The following is a 21,245-nucleotide window of genomic DNA, read 5'->3' as shown; positions in this document are numbered from 1 at the left end:
ACGGGAGGAGAAGGGATCGATTCGGCGAGCGAGGTCAGCGGTCGTCGTCGTCGCGCGGTCCCCACGTGTCGGGGACTTCGATGACGTAGCGGCCGTCCTCGCGCAGCGAGATGATGTACTCGGGGCGGTCGTACAGTTCCATCAGGTTGAGTTCGTACTCGCCGGGAGCGACGATCTTGATGCTCTCGAACTGCTCGTTCAACTCCTCGCGGAGTTCGTCGAGATTCGGTCGGTCGTCGCTCTGGGGTTCGATGACGCGCCCGTTCGCGTCCGTCGGCGGGGTCTCCTCGGAAGCGGCGCGAATCTCGTCGGGCGAGACGACGTCGGACCGGGCGCTCGCCTGCGCGTCGTCTTCGGTGCCGTCCTCGTCGGGAGCGGCGCGACCGGTGGATGAGTCCGGTGTTTCCGTCGAGTCCGACGGTCGTTCCGTCTGCTCGGACGGGCGTTCTGCCGGTTCGGAGGGGCGTTCCGCCGGCCGGTCCTCGGGGTCGGTCGATGACTTCGAGGCGGTCGGCGGCTCCGAGGCGGTCGAGAACGACGTTTCGTCTACGGGACGGGACGGGTCCCCGGCGTCGGACGCCCCCGCGGAATCGACCGGGTCAGATGGCTGCGAGGAGTCGGGCGCCTCCGTCGACGACCGACGTTCCGGGGGGAGGCGCTGCGCGTCGCCGGTCTGTCGGCGGTTCTCGCGGAGAGTGGTCTCGTCCTTGGCGTCTTCGACTTCGCTGGCGAAACCGCGGGAGTTCGCCCACTCGCGGAGGGACTGTCCGCGGCGCCGGGCGGCGTCGACGCCGTCGGCGCGGTCCGACCGGGTCCGCGTCTCTCCGTCGGCGTCGGGGTCGCTCTCCGCGTCGGCCGCCCGGGAGGCGGCGCGCCGCCAAGTGTTCGACCCGGACGTCTCGTCTGCGGGTTCGGCGTCGGTCGCGTCGGCGGTCTGCCCCGACGAGGGCGTCGAGTCGGGCGACCGCGGCGCCGAATCGGACGTCGTCGCGTCGGAGGCCCCCGTCGTATGGGACGTCGTCGTATCAGAGGACGCCGTCGCGTCGGACGACGACGCCTCTCGGCGGCCGGTTGTCTCGGCGGCGTCGTCGCGTCCGCCCTTCGAGGGGCTGAACTGAAACTTGTTGCCGCCGCAGTTGGGGCACCCCGACAGCATCTCTTTCGAGCCGTCGGCGAACACCCTCCCGCAGTTCGTACATTGGTGGGGCATGTGTGTCCGTTCTCGTGTGGTTGTCGCGGCCGCCGTGCGTTCGTGGCGTTCGGGCGGGGTCTCGTAACGAGTCGAGTCCGCCCCTCCGCTCGAACGCGCCGGCGGCGCGTTGTGGTCTGGTGTGGGTTGGGTTGGGTTGGTGGTCCGCTTCGGGTGCGGGTGGTACGCTACGCTGGGTTACTTCCGCGAGACGAGAGCGCTGATGAGGTTCTCGTCTTTGTGCAGCGTCTGAATCTGGTTCGCCGGGCCGATGACGGTCAGCTTCTTCGTCTCCTCTTTGCCCATCAGTCGGCCGAGGAACCCCTGTCCGCCCTGGGACTGCGGGTACGTCTCTATCTCGATGCCGTTGAACTCGTCGGGGCTAATCTCCGTCATCGTGACTTCGATGAGCTTCGACTCCTCGTCGGGCGAGAGCCCCTCTTCTAAGATGACGATGTTGCCGTCGCGGACGCCGTCGAGGATGAGACGGATCTTCTCCATGCTCGCGAGCCCTTCCATACGGGCTCCGCTGATGAGGTCGATCTGCACCCCGTCGTCGCCGGGTGTGACTTCAGGCATGATACTCACCCGAAGTACTCCGCTATCTTGTCGTACACTTCGTCCATGTTGTTACCTTCCAGCGCGGAGAGCGGTACCGTCTCGTGTTGCGGAAACGCGTTCGATATCCGCTGTACGTTCGCGTCCTCCAAGTCGGTCTTGTTCGCGAAGATGAGGACGGGGAGGTCCTGGCTCTCGATGATGCCGATGAGCATCGTGTTCACCTGCGTGAACGGGTCCTCGGTGCTGTCGAGCACGTAGACGACGCCGTCGACGTCCTCGCGGAGCCAGTGCATGGCCTCGGCGACGCCCTCGGTGGCCTCTCGGGACCGCCGGACGGCGTCGTCTTTCTCCATGTCGTGTTCGAGGAACTCCTTGTAGTCGACCTTGGTCGTCACGCCCGGCGTGTCGACGATGTCGATGGTGACTTTCCTCCCGTTGCGTTCTATCTCCACGTTCTCCTTTCTGCGCGCGCGGCGCGTCTCGTGAGGGACGTGGCTCTCGGGGCCGATGGCGTCACCGGTCCAATCGCGGGCGATACGGTTTGCGAGAGTCGTCTTCCCGGCGTTCGGGGGTCCGTAGATGCCGATCCGTCTCGGCTCTGCGTCCGAGAACATCCGGTCGACGACCCGTGAGATGCTGTCTCGTAATCCTGTAAGCAGTCCCATCCTGTCCTCCCGCACCTCCCGAATCCGTCGTGGAGGGGCGTATGCAGGTACCACATTTCTGCGCTTACTTAAGCACTACGTCAGACGCCAGTCACGTTCACGTCTGCTTTATCCGGTCGAAACCCGATTAACGGCCGAGTAGGCGCACGAGCGAAACCAACCGATGGAGTGGCGTTCAGGCAGAGATACTCCGTGGATAGAGAGATAATCTGACGGGAGAGAGTGTATTTTGAAGACAAGACACGGGAGTTACATACTCACCCGAGTGGCGTGACTCTCTACATCTTGGTGACGTGCGGACGTCACGAGGCATACGTCACCAATCGCTCTCATCTCCGAATGTCGTTTGCCGGGCGAAGGAAGGACTGAACTGGCGAGAAGAGGACGAACCGACGAGGTGGAGTAAACCGGTGACGCGCGACGGACTCAAAAACTGGAAGCTGAGTTCCGAAACGGAGTCGACCGGAAAGAGAGGTCTGAACGGTGGCGAATTGAAACTCTGCGTCCAGTTCGGCCGTACCCCCATTCCTCCCCCTACCCCTTCATTTCGAGTCGAGCGACCGAGTAGGACGGTCCGACATCGGGGAGAGGTCCACAGTCAGTGCTCTCGCCGCAGAATCCGAAACCGAGGCGGGACCGAACAGAAAGGCGACGGGACCGACTGGCCGAGGACTAGTCTGCCGTTCGGCTCTCGTCTCCTCCTCACCCCCCACCCCTTCGTTTCGGGTGGAACCCGCCGAAACCCCCCACCCCTCGTCCCGGTGACGCCCGCGTACCTAGTTTAATACAGATAAGAAGGCAGTGTGATTATTCTTTTCTTCTCTACTACGGGTTTGGTAATCATTAGACCATAGTAAAACCACCGGCTTTACAGACTGCCCGCGAACCCCCACCCCCACCTTCACGCCGTTCCACCCGAAACGAAGGGGTGGGGGAGGTGGTCGCCTCCGCCGTTTCGAGTCTACGACCGACCCGACTCACCGAGCCGGCCGTGAACGGACCGTACAGCGGGAACTACGGATTCGCGTGCATCCGAAACGACCCCGTGTTACGTCGGCGACCCCTCCGTTTCCGGTCGATAGCGACTTAATACCCATATTATCGACCTATTCGAACTAGAGTGATAATAGTTATCACGACTGTCTCTCTCTCCCGAGACCGTGCGACCGATAGACAAGTTTTTTGTAGCACCTCTTCGTCTGGTTCGTCTGCATCATCTGGACGCTCCGCTCTCGGTTCTGAGGTCGAATGCCACGGATACGACCGGCATTCCGCCCGTTGCGGTCCGTTTTCGGAGCGTATTCCAGTCGAAATGAGGGGGTTATTCACGCATGAACGACGACACACCGGCACGAGACGGAGAGGAGGGGTCGGATTCGGCGGTCGGAGACGCCGAGGCCGACGCCGGAGACGAACCCCACACGAAGGAAGGGGCTCGCGGAGACGACGAGACGCGGACCGACGCCGAGGGGAAAGCCGACGAAACCGCCGAGGAGGTCACGGCCGAGGATATCGACATCCGCGAGAGCATCGGTCCGAGCGGATCCGACATCGATATCTCCGAAGTCGACGGGCCGGGCGTCGACGGCGCGGGGGCCGAGGGTTCGAGCGCCGGGGACGGAAACGCCAACAGCACCGGCGAGACCGGAGAGTCGACGAGCGACGAGGCGGCGACCGACGTGAGCCTCGACGAAGTCGTCCTCGACGAAGAGGACGGCGACAGTCGCGGCCTGTTTGACGACCTGCTCTCGGGCGAACCCATTTTCGAGAACAAGGAGGTGCTCCGCCCCTCCTACACCCCGCACGAACTCCCTCACCGCACCGAGCAGATAAATCAGATGGCGACGATTCTCGTCTCCGCCCTCCGCGGGGAGACGCCGTCGAACATCCTCATCTACGGGAAGACCGGGACGGGGAAGACGGCCAGCGCGAAGTTCGTCAGCCAGGAACTCGAATCCACCTCCCAGAAGTACGACGTCCCCTGCGAGGTCGAGTACATCAACTGCGAGGTGACGGACACGCAGTACCGCGTCCTCGCGCAGTTGGCGAACAAATTCATCGAGAAGAACTTCTCCGTCATCGAGAACGAACTCGACCGTCTCGAAGACCTGAGCGCGCGTGCGGGAGAGGCCCCGGACCTGCTCTCGGACACCGAGTTCGATTCGCTCGACGCCGTCGAGGAACGCATCGACCAGTTGGAGACCGACCGCGAGGAGATGGAGACGGTGCCGATGACGGGGTGGCCGACCGACCGCGTCTACTCCACGTTCTTCGACGCCGTCGACTACAACGAACGCGTCGTCGTCATCATGCTCGACGAGATAGACAAACTCGTCGAGAAGTCCGGCGACGACACGCTGTACAACCTCTCGCGCATGAACTCCGAGTTGGACAACTCGCGCATCTCCATCATGGGAATCTCGAACGACCTGAAGTTCACCGACTTTCTCGACCCGCGGGTCAAATCGAGCCTCGGCGAGGAGGAGATAGTCTTCCCGCCGTACGACGCGAACCAACTGCGCGATATCCTCCAGCACCGCGCCGACGTGGCGTTCAAGGGCGGTGCGCTCACCGACGACGTGATTCCCCTCTGTGCGGCGTTCGCCGCGCAGGAACACGGCGACGCGCGACGCGCGCTCGATTTACTCCGGACCGCGGGCGAACTCGCCGAACGCGGGCAGGCCGACACCGTCGAGGAGGCGCACGTCCGGCAGGCGCAGGACAAGATAGAACTCGACAGGGTCGTCGAAGTCGTCCGCACCCTCCCCACGCAGTCGAAAATCGTCCTCTTCGCCATCATCCTCTTGGAGAAGAACGGCGTCCGAAACATCAACACGGGCGAGGTGTTCAACATCTACAAGCGCCTCTGTGAGGAGATCGACGCCGACATCCTCACCCAACGGCGCGTCACCGACCTCATCTCCGAACTCGACATGCTCGGCATCGTCAACGCCGTCGTCGTCTCGAAAGGTCGCTACGGTCGGACGAAGGAGATCTCGCTGTCGGTTCCCATCGACGAGACGGAGGCGGTTCTCCTCTCGGACTCCCGCCTCGGTGACATCGAGAACGCGCAACCGTTCGTCCAAGCCCGGTTCGACAACTGACTCTCCCGTCGCTCGCTTCTCGTCTCCCGCTTCCGTCGCCACCGAACCCCTTCGGTTCGACTCGAACCGGATTCTCCCGTTCTACGCGACGCCCGCCGTCGGACCCGCGGAGTCGAAACCGAGGGGTTCGACCGTCGGCGTCCCGTTTCTCGAAGCGGTCGCAGTCGGCGGTGCGCTCGTCGTCTCCGCCGTCGTCGTCGTCACTCCTCCTTCGGTCCCGTCTGCCGTCGGCACCGGACTACCCGTCTCGGCGGTCGCGGGCGTCGGAAGTATCGCCCCCGCCAGTTCGAGTCGAACGTACCCGAGGAGGGGAATGCGGAGTCGAGCGACGCCTTGTATCCACTCCGAGCGAACCGGTTCGGCGATGCGACTGGCCTGGTCGTATCGAGCGTTCGCGTCGCCCTTGGTGATGAACCCGGCGTGCGGCGCGGGGCAGTAACTCAACTCCTCGCAGTCGTCCGCGGCGATGTAGTCGGGATTCGCCCTCTCGTACCAGTTCTCGCCCTCTTCGACGTGGAAGCGCGCGCGGTGAATGATGGGAGACCCGACCCGCGACGGCGGGTCGTAGACGATGACGGACCCGGCCCCGCCGAACGACTGGTAGCCGTGTTCGTCCCCGATGTCGACGGTGACGATACCGGTGTCCTCGAAGGCGTAGTCGGGGGTGAAGCGGTCGGGTTCGGTGATGAACACGAGGTCACCGCGGTGCATGTGCGGCTCCATACTCCCGCTCTCGACGGCGACCATCGGCGGCCAGACGCCGGCGATGGCGAACAGGAGGAGGCCGAGAACGAGGACGGCGGAGACGCTCACCAGCAGTTCGCGGACGAACAGGAGGGGGCCGTCCTCCGCATTCAGCAGTCGATGGAGGGGCGAGTCCGACGACTCGGTACTCGACGCGTCGGGTTTCGGGCGAGGCGCGTCGTCGGAGGCGCCCGTATCGCCCTGGTCGTCGTTCATCTACCCCTGCTTTCTCCGCCGCCAAGTTTCAACGTTCTGGGATTCCCTCCCGACTCGGGTTTCAATACGCTTTTCTTCGACGTCGCCGTTCGACCGGTGTGCCTCTGGAGACGCCGGCCCGCATCGTCCGCGAACTCGCGCGCCACGGCTACAACGCCGAACGGGAGGCGGTGACGCTCATCGCGGGCGCCGCCGACCCCGGCACGACGCTCGCGCGCGCCGTCGAACGCGCCGGCCCCGACGCCTTCCGCGTCACCGCCGCCGACGTCCGTGCGGTGCTCGACGGCGGTCCGAACGCGACCGACGCGCCCGTCTCCGACCTCACCTCGACCGTCGAATCCACGACGGCCGAACCTTCGACTGCTGAACCACCGGCGGCCGAACCGACGACGACGGACGGCGGCGCGACGGCCGAGAGGCCCGCGGACGACTCCGGCTCCCCTACCCCCCACCCCTCTAATTCGAGTGGAAAACCGAACGACGAGAGTCCGACGGAACCGGAGACAACTGCACCCGAAACGGAGGGAGTGTGGGCCGGACGGAACCCCGACCCGTCGCTCCGGTCGTTCGACGTCGCCAACGACATGACCGGGCAGAGCACCGGGACGGGCGAGTACGGCGACTTCGTGAAGGTGTTCAAGGACCGCTACGAGAAGCTCTCGCGTCAACTCCGCGGGCGGGTGAACCACCGGCCCGCCGAGGCCATCCAGTCGATGTCCGGCGGCAGCGACGCGGCGATGGTCGGCCTCGTCAACGACATCCGCTCGACGGCCAGCGGTCACTGGCTGGTCGAACTGGAGGACACGACGGGGACGTTCCCCTGCCTCGTGATGAAAGACCGCGAGTTCGCCTCGGCGGTGGACGAACTCCTCTTGGACGAGTGCATCGCCGTCGAGGGAACACTCGCGGACGACGCGGGTATCATGTTCGTCGACTCGATGCACTCCCCGGACGTGCCGCGGACGTACAAGCCGAACACCGCCGACAGGCACGTGCAGGCGGCGCTCATCTCCGACGTGCACGTCGGGAGCCAGGAGTTCATGACCGGGGCGTGGCAGCGGTTCACCTCGTGGCTTCACACCGAGGAGGCCGAACACGTGGAGTATCTCCTCATCGCGGGCGACATGGTGGAGGGCGTCGGCGTCTACCCGAATCAGGACGAGGAGTTGGACATCGTCGACATCTACGACCAGTACGAGCAGTTCGCAGAGCACCTGAAGGAAGTGCCCGGCGACATGGAGATCGTGATGATACCGGGCAACCACGACGCCGTCCGCCTCGCCGAACCCCAACCCGGGTTCGACGAGCACCTCCGCGACATCATGTCCGTCCACGACGCGCACATCACGAGCAACCCCTCGACGGTGACGTTAGAGGGCGTGAAGGTGCTGATGTACCACGGCGTCTCCTTGGACGAGGTCATCGCCGAACTCCCCGCCGAGTCGGCCAGTTACGACGAACCGCACAAGGCGATGTATCAACTGCTGAAAAAGCGCCACGTCGCCCCGCAGTACGGCGGCCACACCCGCCTCGCGCCCGAGGAGAAGGACTACCTCGTGATGGAGGAGGTTCCCGACGTGTTCCACACGGGCCACGTCCACAAACTCGGCTGGGGGAAGTACCACAACGTCCTCGCCGTCAACTCCGGGTGCTGGCAGGCGCAAACCGACTTCCAGAAGTCCGTCAACATCGACCCCGACGCAGGCTACGCGCCCATCCTCGATTTGGATACGCTCGACATGACGGTCCGCAAGTTCTCGTAGCTCTCGTCTTCCGCCCTTCGTCCCCCGTCCCTCAAGTTCCCTTCGAGACGCCGCACGACCCTCGGTACCACACGTACTGTGCGCGGGCGCGACACGTCCGCCGCCCGTTCTTCAGCGTCCGGACGCAATTACGCCCGATGACCGACTCGGACACGCTGTTCGACTCCGTGACGCTGAACGGCCGGGAACTGGACGGTCGCGTCGGCCTCGCGCCGATGACGCGGGTCAGCGCGACGGACGACGGCCGCGCGACCGACGAGATGGCCCGCTACTACACGAAGTTCGCCGACGGGGGGTTCTCCTTTCTCATCACCGAGGGTACCTACACCGACGACGCCTACAGTCAGGGCTATCTGAACCAACCCGGACTCGTCACCGACGAACAGGTCGAGGCGTGGCGCGGCGTCGTCGACGCCGTCCACGACGCCGACGCACCCATCTTCGCGCAGTTGATGCACGCCGGCGCGCAGGCGCAGGGCAACCCGCACGTCGACGACGGCGAGACCATCGCCCCCTCCGACGTGCAACCGGACGGGGAGATGGCCGAGGCGTACGGCGGGAGCGGGGAGTACTACGTCCCGAACAGAGCCACGAAAGAGCAACTCGAGGACGCCCGCGAGGGGTTCGTCGAGGCGGCGAAGAACGCCCGAAAGGCGGGCTTCGAGGGCGTCGAGATACACGCCGCGAACGGCTACCTGCTCAACGAGTTCCTCGCGGCGGACGCGAACCGGCGCGACGACGAGTACGGCGGCGACCCGGAGGCGCGCGCTCGCTACCCCGCGAGCGTGGTCGAAGCCGTCGCCGAGGAACTGCCCGAGGAGTTCGTCGTCGGCGTCCGCGTCTCGCAGACGAAGGTGAGCGACGCCGAGTACCAGTGGGCCGAGGGCGCCGACGCCGCCGAGGCGTTCTTCGGCGCCTTCTCCGACGCGGGCGCGGACTACCTCCACGTCACCGACCCCGACATCACGGCGCCGGCGTTCGACGACGGAGGGCCGACGCTGGCGGAACACGCCGTCGAGTACGGCGACGCGCCCGTCGTCGCCAACGGCGGCCTCACCGACCCCGACGACGCCCGCGAGACGGTCGAGTCGGGGGCCGACCTCGTGACGCTGGCGACGGGAGCGCTGGCCAACCCCGACTGGCCGCGTCGCGTCCGGTCTGGCGGCGAACTCGACGAGTTCGACCCGCAGGCGTTCCTCGTCCCCAGCGCCTCGATATCCGACCACGAAGTGCCGTCCGAGGCGAGCGCCGACGACTGAACGCCGTCAGGGCTCCATCCCGAACCGCACCGTCTCCTCGTTCATGAACCGCGGTCCGGGGCCGCGACGCTCGAATCCGGCCCGCTCGGCCGCCTCGTGGTGCTCGGTGTCCGACGCGACCGCGAGGTACTCGACGCGTAACCGCTCGTTCGAGGCGAAGCGAACGGGTTCGCCCAGCAGTCGCTCGACGGCCTCGGCGGACCCGCCGAGTTGGGTGACGTGGACGGTGTCGTCGCGGACGTCGAACGCGACGAATCCGAGGAGTTCCGCGTCCGTCGCGTCGGTGTCGGCGTTCGGGTCGGACCCCTCGCGTCGCCGTTCGGCCACGCGGACCGTTCGGTCGTGGACGACGTTCCGCATCACGTCGGTCGGTACGTCGGCGATGGCGGCCAGCGATTCGGCGTCCGTTTCCAGGGCGTCGCGTACCTCCGCGTCCATACCGTACGGTACCACGCAGCAGTGATAAATGCGGCTGTCGGCCGGACGCGACGTCGTCGGTCGATCCGTCCGCCCGGGAGTCGAACTTGTCAGTCGTTCTGGACTGTCGGCGTCGGCAACGGTTGAAGGGGGAGACACAGTTATACGCGGCCCCACGCTACCCCCGCGCATGCCACAGCACCAGTCTCAGTCTCTGCGGGCGAATCGGCCGGGGGTAGGCCCGTGCGAGTAGTCGCGAAGTTCGGGGGGACCTCCCTCGGAAGCGGCGACCGGATCAACCGCGCCGCCGACTCCGTCGCCGCCGCCGTCGAACAGGGCCACGAGATAGCCGTCGTCGCCTCCGCGATGGGCAACACGACCGACGACCTCCTCGACGAGATTCAGTTCGAGGCGGACGACCGCGACCGGGCCGAAATCGTCTCGATGGGCGAACGGACGAGCGTTCGGATGCTGAAGGCGGCGCTGACCGCCCGCGGCGTGAACGCCCTGTTCATCGAACCCGGGTCCGACGACTGGCCGGTCATCACGAACGACCTCGGCGAGGTGGACGTCGAGGAGACGAGGCGACGCGCCGCGAAACTCGCGGCGGAGATGGACGGCGTCGTCCCCGTCATCACGGGCTTTCTGGCGCAGAACCACGACGGCGAGATCACGACGCTCGGCCGCGGCGGGTCGGACACGACGGCCGTGATGATGGGTCGCTACATGGACGCCGACGAAGTGGTCATCGTCACCGACGTCGAGGGCGTCATGACGGGCGACCCGCACGTCGTCGAGGGGGCGCGGAACGTCGGGCGCATCACCGTCGACGAACTCCGGAACCTCTCGTTCCGCGGGGCCGAAGTGGTCGCCCCCTCGGCGCTCTCCTACAAGGACGACACGCTCGGCGTCCGCGTCGTCCACTACCAGCACGGCGACCTGTTGACGGGCGGGACGCTCATCGAAGGTGAGTTCCACAACCTCATCGACATGCAGGAGAATCCCCTCGCCTGCGTCACCGTCGCGGGACGCTCCATCCGGAACCGACCGGGCATCCTCGCGGACCTCTCGCAGGCGCTTCGCGAACACGACGTGAACGTCGACGCCGTCGCCAGTGGGATGGACTCGGTCACCTTCTACATCGGCGAGGACCGCGCCGAGGAGGCCGAGAACCTCCTGCACTCGAAAGTCGTCAACGAGAAGTCGCTCTCCTCGGTCACCGTCGACGACGGCATCGCCGTCATCCGCGTGACGGGCGGCGAACTCCCGAACCGACCGGGTGTCATGCTCGATATCGTCCAACCCATCTCCGAGGCCGGCATCAACATCCACGACGTCATCACCTCCGCCACGTCCGTCGCCATCTTCGTCGCGTGGGACGACCGCGAGGAGACGCTCAGCATCGTCCAAGACGAGTTCTGAGCGTCGAAGCCGCGTCCGCTTTTCGACCACTTTCGACACCGCCACCCGCCGACGCACGACTCCGTTCATCGTCGTCCCATCCCGGCGGTCGAAGTTTCGAACTGGCACTCGTCCGCCGATTTCCGTCGGGAACCACCTTCACGGCGGGCGGCGTGTTCTCCGTATGCGCTCCTACAAAGCGAAGATGGTCGAACCCATCACCCTCCCCTCGCGCGAGAGGCGCGAGGAGGCCCTCGACGCGGCCGGGTACAACGCCTTCAACCTCGACGCCGACGACGTGTTCGTCGACTTGCTGACCGACTCGGGAACCGGGACGATGAGCGCCGAGCAGTGGGGGGCGCTGATGCGCGGCGACGAGGCGTACGCCGGGAGTCGAAGCTTTCGCGAACTCCGCGAGGCCGTCCGCGAGGTGATGGGATTCGAGCACGTCGTCCCCACACACCAGGGGCGAGGGGCTGAGAACGTCGTCTACGGCGTCCTCGTCGAGGAGGGCGACGCGGTGCCGAACAACGCACACTTCGACACGACGCGCGCCCACGTCGCCAATCAGGGTGCGGACCCCGTTGACTGCCCGCACGAACTCGCCCGCGACCCGGACGCCGACCACCCGTTCAAGGGGAACTTCGACGTGGACGCGGGGTGGGAGTTGGTCGAGGACGTGGGCGCCGAATCGATTCCGGTCGTCGTCCTCACCGTGACGAACAACTCCGTCGCCGGGCAACCCGTCAGCGTCGCCAACACGCGGGAGGTGGCCGCCTTCGCCGACGAGATAGACGCGACGTTCGTGATAGACGCCTGCCGGTTCGCCGAAAACGCCCACTTCGTCCGGGAGCGAGAGGCCGAGTTCGCGGACGCGACGGTCGCCGAAATCGCCCGCGAACAACTCTCCTACGCCGATGCGGTGACGATGTCCGGCAAGAAGGACGCCCTCGTCAACATCGGCGGGTTCGCCGCGATGGACGACCCCGACCTGTTCGAGGCGGCCAAGCAACGGTGCATCCTCTACGAGGGCTTTCCCACCTACGGCGGCCTCGCCGGGCGCGACGTGGCGGCGATGGCCGTCGGCCTCCGAGAGGCCGTCGAACCCCCCTACGTGAGAGAGCGGGTCGAACAGGTGGCCGAACTGGGTCGCCTCCTGACCGACGCCGGCGTCCCCGTCTACGAACCGACCGGCGGCCACGCCGTCTACGTCGACGCCGAGTCCGTCCTCCCGCACGTCCCGAAAGAGCGGTTCCCCGGACAGGAACTCGTCTGCGCGCTCTATCTCGAAGGCGGCGTCCGCGGCGTCGAACTCGGCGGGTTCGCGTTCCCCGGCACCGACCGTCCTGACCTCGTCAGATTAGCCCTCCCGCGTCGGACGTACTCGCGCGAACATCTCGAACACGTCGCGGAGACGGCCGCCGCGGTGCGGGAGTCCGCGGAGTGCTACGAGGGATTGCAGATAGTCGAGGAACCGCCGATGCGCGAACTGCGGCATTTCTCGGCGCGTCTGGAACCCGCCGCCGCGTCCCCATCGGCCGACTGAGTCCGCCGCGTCGCTCGCGTTCCACTCCCCGCCGCCGGCCTCAGGAGACCGAACTGACGCTCTCGAGTACGAACAGCGTGATGAGGAGCCGGCCGACGGTCCCGACGAACGCCGCCACCGCGAACTTCATCCGTTCGAGGTCGAGTACGGCGAACGCGTACAGCAACAGCGTGTCGGGAAATATCGGAACCATCAGCGTCCCGGCCAGTCCGACGTAGCCGTATCGCCGGACCAGTTCGACGACGCGGCGCGTCGACCACCCCACGGGGTCGAATCCGAGCGACTGGAGCGCTCGGGTCACGGGACCGGACCGGGTGGCCCGGCGCCCGAGCGACAGCGCAACGACGCTTCCGAGCGCCTTGCCGAGACTGCTCACGACGATGACGAGCGCGATTTCGACCGGGGTGGGCACGCCGAGTTTGAGCGTCCCCTCCACCGCCGGGACGAGCACCGCCTCTCCCGGGAGCGGCAGGATGACGGCGATGAGCACCGAGTAGACGAAAATGAGCGCCAGTCCGCCCCACCCGCTCGCCGCCCGAACCGCGTCGGCGACGACTCCGTCCCCGAACCCGGGGAGGGCGAATCCGGCGGCCGCGACCGAGACGAGTGAGAGAGACATGATTGCTGCCGACGGCCGACGCGGCGCCGCGCGGCCGTCGCTGTGGCCACGTGAACGCCGAACGGGTAATCCCTGTCGGCCGCGCGGTTTCGTCGACGGTGGCGACGACGCTCGCCGAAACGCGGCGCGGGACGGTCCCGCGCCGTCGGCCACCCGCCGTCGGCTACCGCCCGTCGTACAGTCGCGTTCCGATGCGCTCGGGCAACCCGGCCTCGTTCACCGCCTCGACGACGGCCTCGATGTCGTAGTCGACGCGGCGTTCCTCCACCGACAGGTCCTCTAAATCCAGTATCGCGTACGCCGCGCGGTGGTCGCCGTCGCGCGGTTGGCCGACGCTCCCCGGGTTCATCACGATACCCTCCTCGAACACCCGGTGGTCCTGCACGTGGGTGTGACCGAGGACGAGGACGTCCTCCTCCTCGATGAAGTCGGCGTCGAACTCCTCGGGGTAGGTGTATTTGTCCCGTTCCCACGGGTGGTCGTGGACGAGTTTCACGCGCCCGTCGAACTCGGTTCGCTCGTCGGGCAGGTCCGAGAGCCACTCCATCGCGTCGTCGTCGAGCACCTCCCGGGTGTACTCGACGCCCGCGGCGGCCATGCCGTTGAACCGGAACGCCGTCCCGGAGGCGACGGCCCTGTCGTGGTTGCCCATCACCGTCGGCACGCCCCGTTCGCGGACTTCGGCGACGCACTCGGCGGGCCAGGGGTTGTAGCCCACCACGTCGCCGGCGCAGACTATCCCGTCGACGTCGGGCATGTCGGCGAGGACGGCGTCGAGTGCGACTCGGTTCCCGTGCACGTCCGAGATGACGGCGACTCGCATGCCCGGACGTACGCGAGGGAGCCCCAAAAACGACCCGCGGATTCGTCTCCCCACCGAAGACGACGCGGGGCGCGCGGACAGGCGGTGAGCGAGGGCGGGTACGTGAACGCTTATCCGCCGCTCGCGGGAACTCCCACCGACCCCCGAATGACCCTCCTCCAGTCCGTCGCCGGCGAGATGAAGGCGCTGTGGGGCGACGGCCGAGGAACGTCGCTCGTCGCCATCGCGGGCGGGTGGGGGACGCTCCTCGGCGCGCGGATGATCTATCCGGTCTTGCTGCCGTACCTGCGGGACTCCTTCGACATCAGCCTCACCGCCGCGGGCTTTCTCGTGACGGTCCTGTGGCTCGGGTCGGCCGTCGGGCAACTCCCCGGCGGCCTCCTCGCGGACCGCTACAGCGAGCGGTCGGTGATGAGCGTCGGCGCCGTCCTCGCCGCGGCGGCGTTGGTGCTCGTCGCCGCCGCCCCGACGGCGTTCGTCCTGTTCGCCGCGACGGCGCTGGTCGGATTCGGACAGTCGCTGTACCCCATCGCGCGCATCACGATGCTGTCGGAGATATACCCGGACCGAATCGGGAGCGCTCTCGGCGTGACGATGGCGACGGGCGACCTCGGACAGACGGTCCTCCCGCCCGTCGCCGGGGTGCTCGCGGCGGCCATCGCCTGGCAGGCGGGCCTGCTGTTCGTCGTTCCGCTACTCCTCGTGGCCGGAGTGGTCGTCCGAGTGACGCTCCCGGCCGGCACCGAATCGGCGTCCGAGGCCGCGGACCCGCTTCCGACGCAGAGCGTGCGCGACGTGTTCGCGGAGTTGCGGGGCTCGAACCTCGGATTCGTCTCGTTCATCCTCTTCCTCTATATCCTCATCTGGCAGTCGTTCACGGGGCTGTATCCGACGTACCTGGTCGAACAGAAGGGGCTGTCGTCCGCCGCCGCGGGGACGCTGTTCAGCGCGTTCTTCGCGTTCGGCGTCGTCGTCAAACCGGTCGCGGGGGCGGCGTACGACCGCATCGGGATGCGGAGCACGCTCGTCGCCGTCCTCGTCGGCCCCGTCGCGGGGTTGGCGCTCCTCCCGGTCGTCGAGGGGTTCTGGCCGCTCGCCGCCCTCACCGCCGTCGTGAGCACGATGCTCGGGTCGGGCGCCGTCACGCAGTCGTTCCTCTCGGACTCCTTCTCCGAGGAGGTCCGCGGCACCGGCCTCGGCGTCGTCAGAACGACGGTGGCGACGCTCGGCGCGGCAGGTCCGGTTCTCTTTGGCGGACTGGCCGACCGCGGCTACTTCGACGAGGGCTACGTCCTCTTGGCCGCGGTGCTCGCCGTCGTCGTCCTCCTGACGCTCCGTCTCCCGAAGTCGCCGTCATCGTCACCGTCGCACTGAGCGGCTTCTTTCGCTCACTCGCCGTTGTAGAAGCCGACGTCCACGTCGCCGTCGTCGTAGGTGACGCCCGCGGCGCAGACGGCGTGCTCGTACGCCATCCCGTGAGCGCGTTCGGCGATGTCGGCGGGGGAACCGCTCCCGTCGAAGGTGACCGGCGCGGGGTCGTCCTCCTCGTAGGTGGCGACGAGAAGGGGGTCCTCCTCGACGGGGCGGACGAGGAGGGCGTCCTTCCGGACGATGCCGACGTACGAGTCCTCGCCGACAACTCCGGCGATGCGCGGCGTGTCGTAGTCGTCCTTCTCGTAGTCGAGTGCGAGAAGCGATTCCGCGAGGGCGTCGCGGGCGGGGTAGCCGATGTCGAGTTTCTCCGCGACCGGGTCGACGTGCGACCCGTTGCCGACGACGACGCCGTCGCCCCCCTCGCGGACGCAGTTGTAGGAGATGTAGGGGTTGTCGCTCTCGGGGGCGTCCGGTGTCGGCGCGACGGTCAGGACGCCGTCGCGTTCGACGACTCGACGGTTGGGAAACGACCGGGAGGAGACGCGATACGCTCCGAAATCGGGACCGACGACGATGAATCGTCCGACGTACATACACGAGAGTGCATAGACGGACGCTAAATAGGTGATGATTTGTACACGTTCTTCCTCCGCGGAGCCGGCGATAGGGCCGTCGCGTCCCGCTCAGACCGACCGGGAGGGGAGGGGTTCGACGCGGAACACGTACTCGTCGTAGACGCCGTCGAGGTTCACGGGACTCTCCTCGGCGGTGTGCTCCCGACAGAGGAACGCCTCGGCTTCGACGGCTCCGTACCCGGTGTCCTCCTGGTATCGTTCGAGGACGACGAACGCCGCCGGTTCCTCGCACCCGCGACGGTGACACGTGCTGGGCGATTCGTCCTCGTCCCCCTCCTCGACCTCGTCGTCGGGGAGGGGCGGTTCGGCCTCGTCGGCGCGTTCGCGGGATTCGGCGACGTCTCGCTCCTGTTGACGGGTCTCCGCGTTACGGGCCTGCTTCTCTCGTCCCTTCTTCGTGTCTGCCATACCGTCTACAGGCGGATGGGAGGGATAACCCTGTGGTCGGTTCGGCGCGCCGCCCGCGTCGGGCGTGCGGCGCGCGAACCCTCCGGTTCGTTCCTCGACGTTCCGTAAACGGACGAGTATCTTATTCGTCACTTGAACCGGCGAGAGAATTGAACAATAGCTCGGAGAACTGTTCGATAGCGGGCCGACAAACAAAAGACGTAGGTGCCTGTCTTTCCACTACCCGACCAATGCTCGATAGGCTTCGCCATCCCCTCGTCGCCGTCGTCATCGCACTGTTGCTGACGGTACCGTGGATCGGACTGTTCTTCTCCTACGGCGGCTACGGCACCGTTCACCCCGGCGAGAACATCACTCCCGGCACGGCCGTTCTCGTCGCCGGCCTCGCCATCCTGGGTGCGTCGTTCCTGCTGGCGTGGGCCGCTGAAACGGCCGAGAAAGACGTTCCACAGGCGTTCGCCATCGCCGTGCTCGCCGTTCTCGCCGTCGCCCCCGAGTACGCCGTCGACGCCCTCTACGCCTGGCAAGCCGGCGCCGGGTCCGACCAGGCGGCCAACCTCGCCGTCGCCAACATGACCGGCGCGAACCGCATCCTCATCGGTCTCGGCTGGTCCGGCATCGCCCTGTTCACTATCTTCCGCGCGAAGAGCGGGTCCGACCCCGCGGTCGAACACCGCTCGGGATTCATGGCCGACGTGGTCGGCCTCGACCGCGACATCGCCACCGAGATAACGTTCCTCCTCGCGGCGACGGCGTTCGCCTTCTTCGTTCCCTTCAGCGGCGGTATCGGCCCCGTCGACACGCTGTTTCTCGTCGGTCTCTACGTCCTCTATCTCTTCGTCATCATCCGCGGCGGCGTCGAGGAACACGAGGAGAACGTCGGCGTCCCCGCCTACTTCCAGGAGAAGTCGAAGGGCGTGCGCATCGCCTCGGTCCTCGCCGGCTTCGCCTTCTCCGGCGCCATCATCTTCACCGCCGTCCACCCGTTCGCCGAGGGGTTGGAGACGCTCGGCCTCCAGTACGGCATTCCCGAGTTCTTCATGATACAGTGGCTCGCGCCGCTGGCCTCTGAGAGCCCCGAACTCATCGTCGTCGCCTACCTCGTGAACAAGGCGCGCTCCACCGCGGGGTTCAACGCCTTGATCTCCTCGAAACTGAACCAGTGGACGCTTCTCATCGGGACGCTCGCCGTCGTCTACTCCATCTCCGCCGGTGCCATCGGAACGCTGCCGTTCGACTCGAAGCAGGCCGCCGAAATCTGGATCACCGCCGCACAGAGCCTCTTTGCCATCGCCATCCTGACGAACTTCGAGATAAGCACGCGCGAGGCGGTGACGCTTCTCGTCCTGTTCGTCACGCAGGTCCTCGCGGAGTTCTACGTGATACAGACGTACGGTGAACCCGCCGCCACGAACCTGAGCATGACTATCCTCTACGCCTACACCGCCGTCTACCTCGTCCTCGGCTTCGCCCTGTTCTTCAAGCGGCGCGAGAGCCTCACCGAACTCGTCGGTCGCACTCTCTCGAACGCGCGCGACGCCGTGGGCGGCGGCGGCGGGAAGACGGAACACGCGGACTGAATCGTTCGACCGCTCTCGATACCCGATACGCCCGCCTCGATCCGCTCCTTCGTTTTCACTCGACGTTTGCCCTCGAAGCGTCGAGGAAACCCCGAACCCGAGACGAACGGTATCGCGGGCTTTTCTCGCTATTCAAACGCCGTTTCGAGCGGCGGAACGACCTGCTTCTTTCGGGACATCACGCCGGGGAGGAACGCCGCTCGGTCCGAGAACGTCGCGTCGAGTCCCGCTTCGACCGTCGCGGTTTCGTCGCCGGCCACGAGGGCCGTCGACTCCTCTTTCAGCAGGTCGGTCACGAGCAACAGAAGCGCGTCGTAGCCGCGTTCGGAGACGACGTCGTCCATCGCGTCGAGGACTGCCTCCCGTCGGTCCAAGACGACGGCGGGTTCCACCGTCTCGACTTGCCCGATGCCGACCCGACTGGAACCGAACTCGAACTCCTTGAAATCGCCCAGCACCATTTCGCGGGGGCTCTTCTCGCCGAGTTTGCTCTTGTGGGCGAGGAGTTCCTCGCCGTACTCCTCGATGTCGACGCCGGCGGTATCGGCCAGTCGCTCGGCGACCGTTCGGTCGCGCTCCGTCGTCGTCGGCGAACGGAGGACGACCGTATCGCTGAGCAGTCCGCTCAGGAGGAGGCCGGCGGTTTGTGCGTCGATGGTCGCGTCCGCGTCGTCGAATAGGTCGACCAGAATCGTCGCCGTCGACCCCACCGGTTCGTTTCGGAACGGAATCGGGGCGCTCGTCTCGACGTCGCCGATGCGGTGGTGGTCGACGATTTCGACGATTTCGGCCTCCCGCGCTCCGGATACGGTCTGGCTGTACTCGTTGTGGTCGACGAGCACTAACTGCTTCCCAGCCGCGTCTTCGAGGAGCGTCGGCGCCTCGGTGTCCCAGTAGTCCAACACGAACTGCGTCTCCGGATTCGGATCCCCGGCTCTGGCCGTGGAGACGTTCTCTTCCCCACGCTTCCGCTTCAGTTCGGCGTACGCCAACGCGGCGCAGACGGTGTCCGTGTCCGGTTTCCGGTGACCGATGACGTACGTCGGCTCTGACATACTCGCGTCGACGCAGGGACGACTCAAGAAACGACCGCCCGACTGCTTGGATACCTCCTCTGGGTCCGATAACCGTCAGGTACAAAATCCGTCATAGTTTCACGGCGAATTCGGCGTACACCCCTTTGTACGAGCAGATCACCCCCACGAGTCGCCTGAATCCGTTATTCGGCGGAGTACATCTACACTCGCCTCCGGAAGAAGACCGTGTCTTTCGGGTGTGGAACGACCCCCGTCGACGACGCGTTCGGCCGGTCAGTTGTCGCCGTCGAACGAACACGTTATCGGCCGAAATCTGCCGATAAGCGGGGCCTACAAGCCGATACCCGGACGGCACCGACGACGATCAGTTGGGTCCACCGCTGAAATCAATCGAACCCCAACATCTGAAACCCCAGTACACCCCGATAAATCGGGGGTGTATCGGTCGAATTCGGTTTCGAGCTTCGACGTAAGTCACCCATTCGCTCATTCGTGTGCGCTCTGTTCTCGGCTACACGGCCGCGAGACGCGCCGAGAACCAGAAATTGCTCCCCTCCGAACTCGCTGTTCTCATCGAACATCGAATACCACTCTATCGACTCGGCTCACCGCTACACGCTCCACAGCGGGCCACACTCCGGAGATTTCGGGGGTGTACGCCGATTTTAGCCCTCTTTTCCACTGCCCGATATCTGATATGTCAAATCTGTCTCCCACGGTTTCCACTCCACCGTCTCTCTCGAATACCGAGACCAGAGGAGAGTCGGCAGTGGGCTGATGTCTCTTGATCAGCGCACTGCACTGTCTCGCGTTCGTCCGTCGGCGGTGTCCACCGGGAAGCGCACCGCGCCACTTGTGCCAGCGTTCGGCTGTCGATTCCGCGGACCGAGTGGTGACCGCCGCGTGAGAAATAGTCCCTCGCCAGAAACGAGCGATGGCGAGCACCTCCCCTGCCGACTGTCGACAGGCGCTCAGAACCGCTGCGAATCGTCTCGACGAATCCCCGTCGAAGGCCCAGTACGAATCGCTGGGTCTCACCCCCGCGTCGGCCACCATTATTCGGACGATGGGCGGATGGAACGCCGCGAAGAAAGCGGCCGGGTTGGAGACGGCGGCGAGTCGCGGCAGCCGCGTTCACTCGAAGCCGGACGGCGTCGATATTTCGGATGATGCATGGGCCGAACTGAGCGTCGACCAACGCTGGCACTACCGACACCGCGAGCAGAACGCGACGCAGTCGCTCGACCGCCGGGCGCGACTTCGAGCGTGGATCCACGGTATCAAACGCGACCGCGGCTGTCTTCGGTGTTCGGAGACCGACCCTGCCTGTCTCGATTTTCACCACCGCGACGGCGTCGAGAAGACGGCCAGCGTCAGCACACTGGTCTCGAACGAACGCTCACGGGACGCAATTCGCGCGGAGATACGGCGCTGTGACGTCCTCTGTGCGAATTGCCACCGAAAGGAGCACGCCGACTACCGATTCGAGCGATTAGGCCTCGAACCCTCCGCGGTGGTCGCCGAGTTCGGTCGCGTCTCGAACGAGCGTATCGACGCCGACTGAGAAACGGCGACGTCGAACCGCCGGCTTCGTCCGAGAGCCGTTCACGTGATTCGATAGCCGCTCTTCGAGCGGTTTCGCAACATTGATACGCTATCGGGCGGAAGAGTTGGTTGTCCCGTTGGTACGAGCCGGCGGGTGGCTGCTGACAGACATGTCAGTCCCATGGGGTAGTGGCCAATCCTGTTGCCTTCTGGGGGCAACGACCCAGGTTCGAATCCTGGTGGGACTATTCTTCGACTTCAGGCCGTCGAGCGCCTGCGCCGTACGCTCGGATTCTTCGCGATGATACGGCTGAGCGAACTCGTGTCATATCTCGACGATTGTCAAAAATAGCGTGATT

General features: G+C 65.9%; 18 protein-coding genes and 1 tRNA gene. 9 read left to right on the top strand and 10 right to left on the bottom strand.

What is annotated here, in order from left to right:
* Window positions 1–34: 34 nt before the first annotated feature.
* From C474_RS09995 to C474_RS09985, 3 genes are all read right to left on the bottom strand, one after another.
* Entirely contained in the window at window positions 35–1,210 is a 1,176-nt protein-coding gene (locus C474_RS09995) for an OapC/ArvC family zinc-ribbon domain-containing protein (protein ID WP_083862004.1), read from the bottom strand.
* Window positions 1,211–1,387: 177 nt separating this feature from the next.
* Entirely contained in the window at window positions 1,388–1,768 is a 381-nt protein-coding gene (locus tag C474_RS09990) for a DUF2073 domain-containing protein (protein ID WP_008386401.1), read from the bottom strand.
* Between the two features lie 5 nt (window positions 1,769–1,773).
* Window positions 1,774–2,415, bottom strand: coding sequence for an Era-like GTP-binding protein (locus tag C474_RS09985; protein WP_008386400.1), 642 nt, complete (start codon window positions 2,413–2,415; stop codon window positions 1,774–1,776).
* Window positions 2,416–3,746: 1,331 nt separating this feature from the next.
* Between C474_RS09985 and C474_RS09980 the strand changes: the two genes are divergently transcribed.
* Complete coding sequence (locus tag C474_RS09980; RefSeq protein WP_008386399.1) at window positions 3,747–5,519, top strand: AAA family ATPase; 1,773 nt, start codon at window positions 3,747–3,749, stop codon at window positions 5,517–5,519.
* A gap of 81 nt (window positions 5,520–5,600) precedes the next feature.
* Here the strand turns inward: C474_RS09980 and C474_RS09975 are convergent, their stop codons facing one another.
* Window positions 5,601–6,479: a S26 family signal peptidase gene (locus C474_RS09975; protein ID WP_008386398.1), complete on the bottom strand. Its 879-nt coding sequence runs from the start codon at window positions 6,477–6,479 to the stop codon at window positions 5,601–5,603.
* Window positions 6,480–6,577: 98 nt separating this feature from the next.
* Here C474_RS09975 and C474_RS09970 point away from each other — a divergent pair, with 98 nt between their 5' ends.
* Both C474_RS09970 and C474_RS09965 read left to right on the top strand, forming a co-directional pair.
* Window positions 6,578–8,242 (top strand): DNA-directed DNA polymerase II small subunit, encoded by a 1,665-nt coding sequence (locus C474_RS09970; RefSeq protein ID WP_008386397.1) that lies wholly within the window; start codon window positions 6,578–6,580, stop codon window positions 8,240–8,242.
* A gap of 137 nt (window positions 8,243–8,379) precedes the next feature.
* A complete protein-coding gene (locus tag C474_RS09965) occupies window positions 8,380–9,501 on the top strand; it encodes an oxidoreductase (RefSeq protein WP_008386396.1) in 1,122 nt (373 codons plus the stop codon).
* Window positions 9,502–9,507: 6 nt separating this feature from the next.
* Here C474_RS09965 and C474_RS09960 read toward each other — a convergent pair whose 3' ends face one another.
* A complete protein-coding gene (locus C474_RS09960; protein WP_008386395.1) occupies window positions 9,508–9,939 on the bottom strand; it encodes a hypothetical protein in 432 nt (143 codons plus the stop codon).
* A gap of 222 nt (window positions 9,940–10,161) precedes the next feature.
* Between C474_RS09960 and C474_RS09955 the strand changes: the two genes are divergently transcribed.
* Window positions 10,162–11,340, top strand: a complete 1,179-nt coding sequence (locus C474_RS09955; RefSeq protein ID WP_008386393.1) for an aspartate kinase — start codon at window positions 10,162–10,164, stop codon at window positions 11,338–11,340.
* A gap of 163 nt (window positions 11,341–11,503) precedes the next feature.
* Window positions 11,504–12,865: a tryptophanase gene (locus C474_RS09950; RefSeq protein ID WP_049916897.1), complete on the top strand. Its 1,362-nt coding sequence runs from the start codon at window positions 11,504–11,506 to the stop codon at window positions 12,863–12,865.
* A gap of 40 nt (window positions 12,866–12,905) precedes the next feature.
* Here the strand turns inward: C474_RS09950 and C474_RS09945 are convergent, their stop codons facing one another.
* Both C474_RS09945 and C474_RS09940 read right to left on the bottom strand, forming a co-directional pair.
* Window positions 12,906–13,484 carry a VTT domain-containing protein gene (locus tag C474_RS09945; protein WP_008386389.1) on the bottom strand — a complete coding sequence of 193 codons (579 nt, stop codon included), beginning with the start codon at window positions 13,482–13,484 and terminating at the stop codon, window positions 12,906–12,908.
* Between the two features lie 163 nt (window positions 13,485–13,647).
* Complete coding sequence (locus C474_RS09940; protein WP_008386387.1) at window positions 13,648–14,307, bottom strand: metallophosphoesterase family protein; 660 nt, start codon at window positions 14,305–14,307, stop codon at window positions 13,648–13,650.
* Between the two features lie 147 nt (window positions 14,308–14,454).
* Here C474_RS09940 and C474_RS09935 point away from each other — a divergent pair, with 147 nt between their 5' ends.
* On the top strand, window positions 14,455–15,681 hold the full coding sequence (locus C474_RS09935) for an MFS transporter (RefSeq protein ID WP_049916896.1): 1,227 nt from the start codon (window positions 14,455–14,457) through the stop codon (window positions 15,679–15,681).
* Between the two features lie 14 nt (window positions 15,682–15,695).
* Here the strand turns inward: C474_RS09935 and C474_RS09930 are convergent, their stop codons facing one another.
* Complete coding sequence (locus C474_RS09930; protein ID WP_008386377.1) at window positions 15,696–16,274, bottom strand: IMP cyclohydrolase; 579 nt, start codon at window positions 16,272–16,274, stop codon at window positions 15,696–15,698.
* Window positions 16,275–16,364: 90 nt separating this feature from the next.
* Window positions 16,365–16,724 carry a hypothetical protein gene (locus C474_RS09925; RefSeq protein ID WP_008386375.1) on the bottom strand — a complete coding sequence of 120 codons (360 nt, stop codon included), beginning with the start codon at window positions 16,722–16,724 and terminating at the stop codon, window positions 16,365–16,367.
* A gap of 230 nt (window positions 16,725–16,954) precedes the next feature.
* Here C474_RS09925 and C474_RS09920 point away from each other — a divergent pair, with 230 nt between their 5' ends.
* Complete coding sequence (locus C474_RS09920; protein ID WP_008386373.1) at window positions 16,955–18,304, top strand: sodium/calcium exchanger membrane region; 1,350 nt, start codon at window positions 16,955–16,957, stop codon at window positions 18,302–18,304.
* A 128-nt stretch (window positions 18,305–18,432) separates the two neighbouring features.
* Here the strand turns inward: C474_RS09920 and C474_RS09915 are convergent, their stop codons facing one another.
* Window positions 18,433–19,359, bottom strand: coding sequence for a manganese-dependent inorganic pyrophosphatase (locus tag C474_RS09915; protein WP_008386371.1), 927 nt, complete (start codon window positions 19,357–19,359; stop codon window positions 18,433–18,435).
* Between the two features lie 916 nt (window positions 19,360–20,275).
* Between C474_RS09915 and C474_RS09910 the strand changes: the two genes are divergently transcribed.
* Window positions 20,276–20,905: a homing endonuclease associated repeat-containing protein gene (locus C474_RS09910; RefSeq protein WP_008386369.1), complete on the top strand. Its 630-nt coding sequence runs from the start codon at window positions 20,276–20,278 to the stop codon at window positions 20,903–20,905.
* Between the two features lie 156 nt (window positions 20,906–21,061).
* Window positions 21,062–21,134 (top strand) — tRNA-Gln (locus tag C474_RS09905).
* Window positions 21,135–21,245: the final 111 nt, after the last annotated feature.

Origin of the sequence: Halogeometricum pallidum JCM 14848, from assembly GCF_000337095.1 — an archaeon.
GTDB lineage: Archaea > Halobacteriota > Halobacteria > Halobacteriales > Haloferacaceae > Halogeometricum > Halogeometricum pallidum.
The sequence above is the reverse complement of the archived record's forward strand: the minus strand, read 5'-3'. Positions and strand labels throughout refer to the sequence as shown.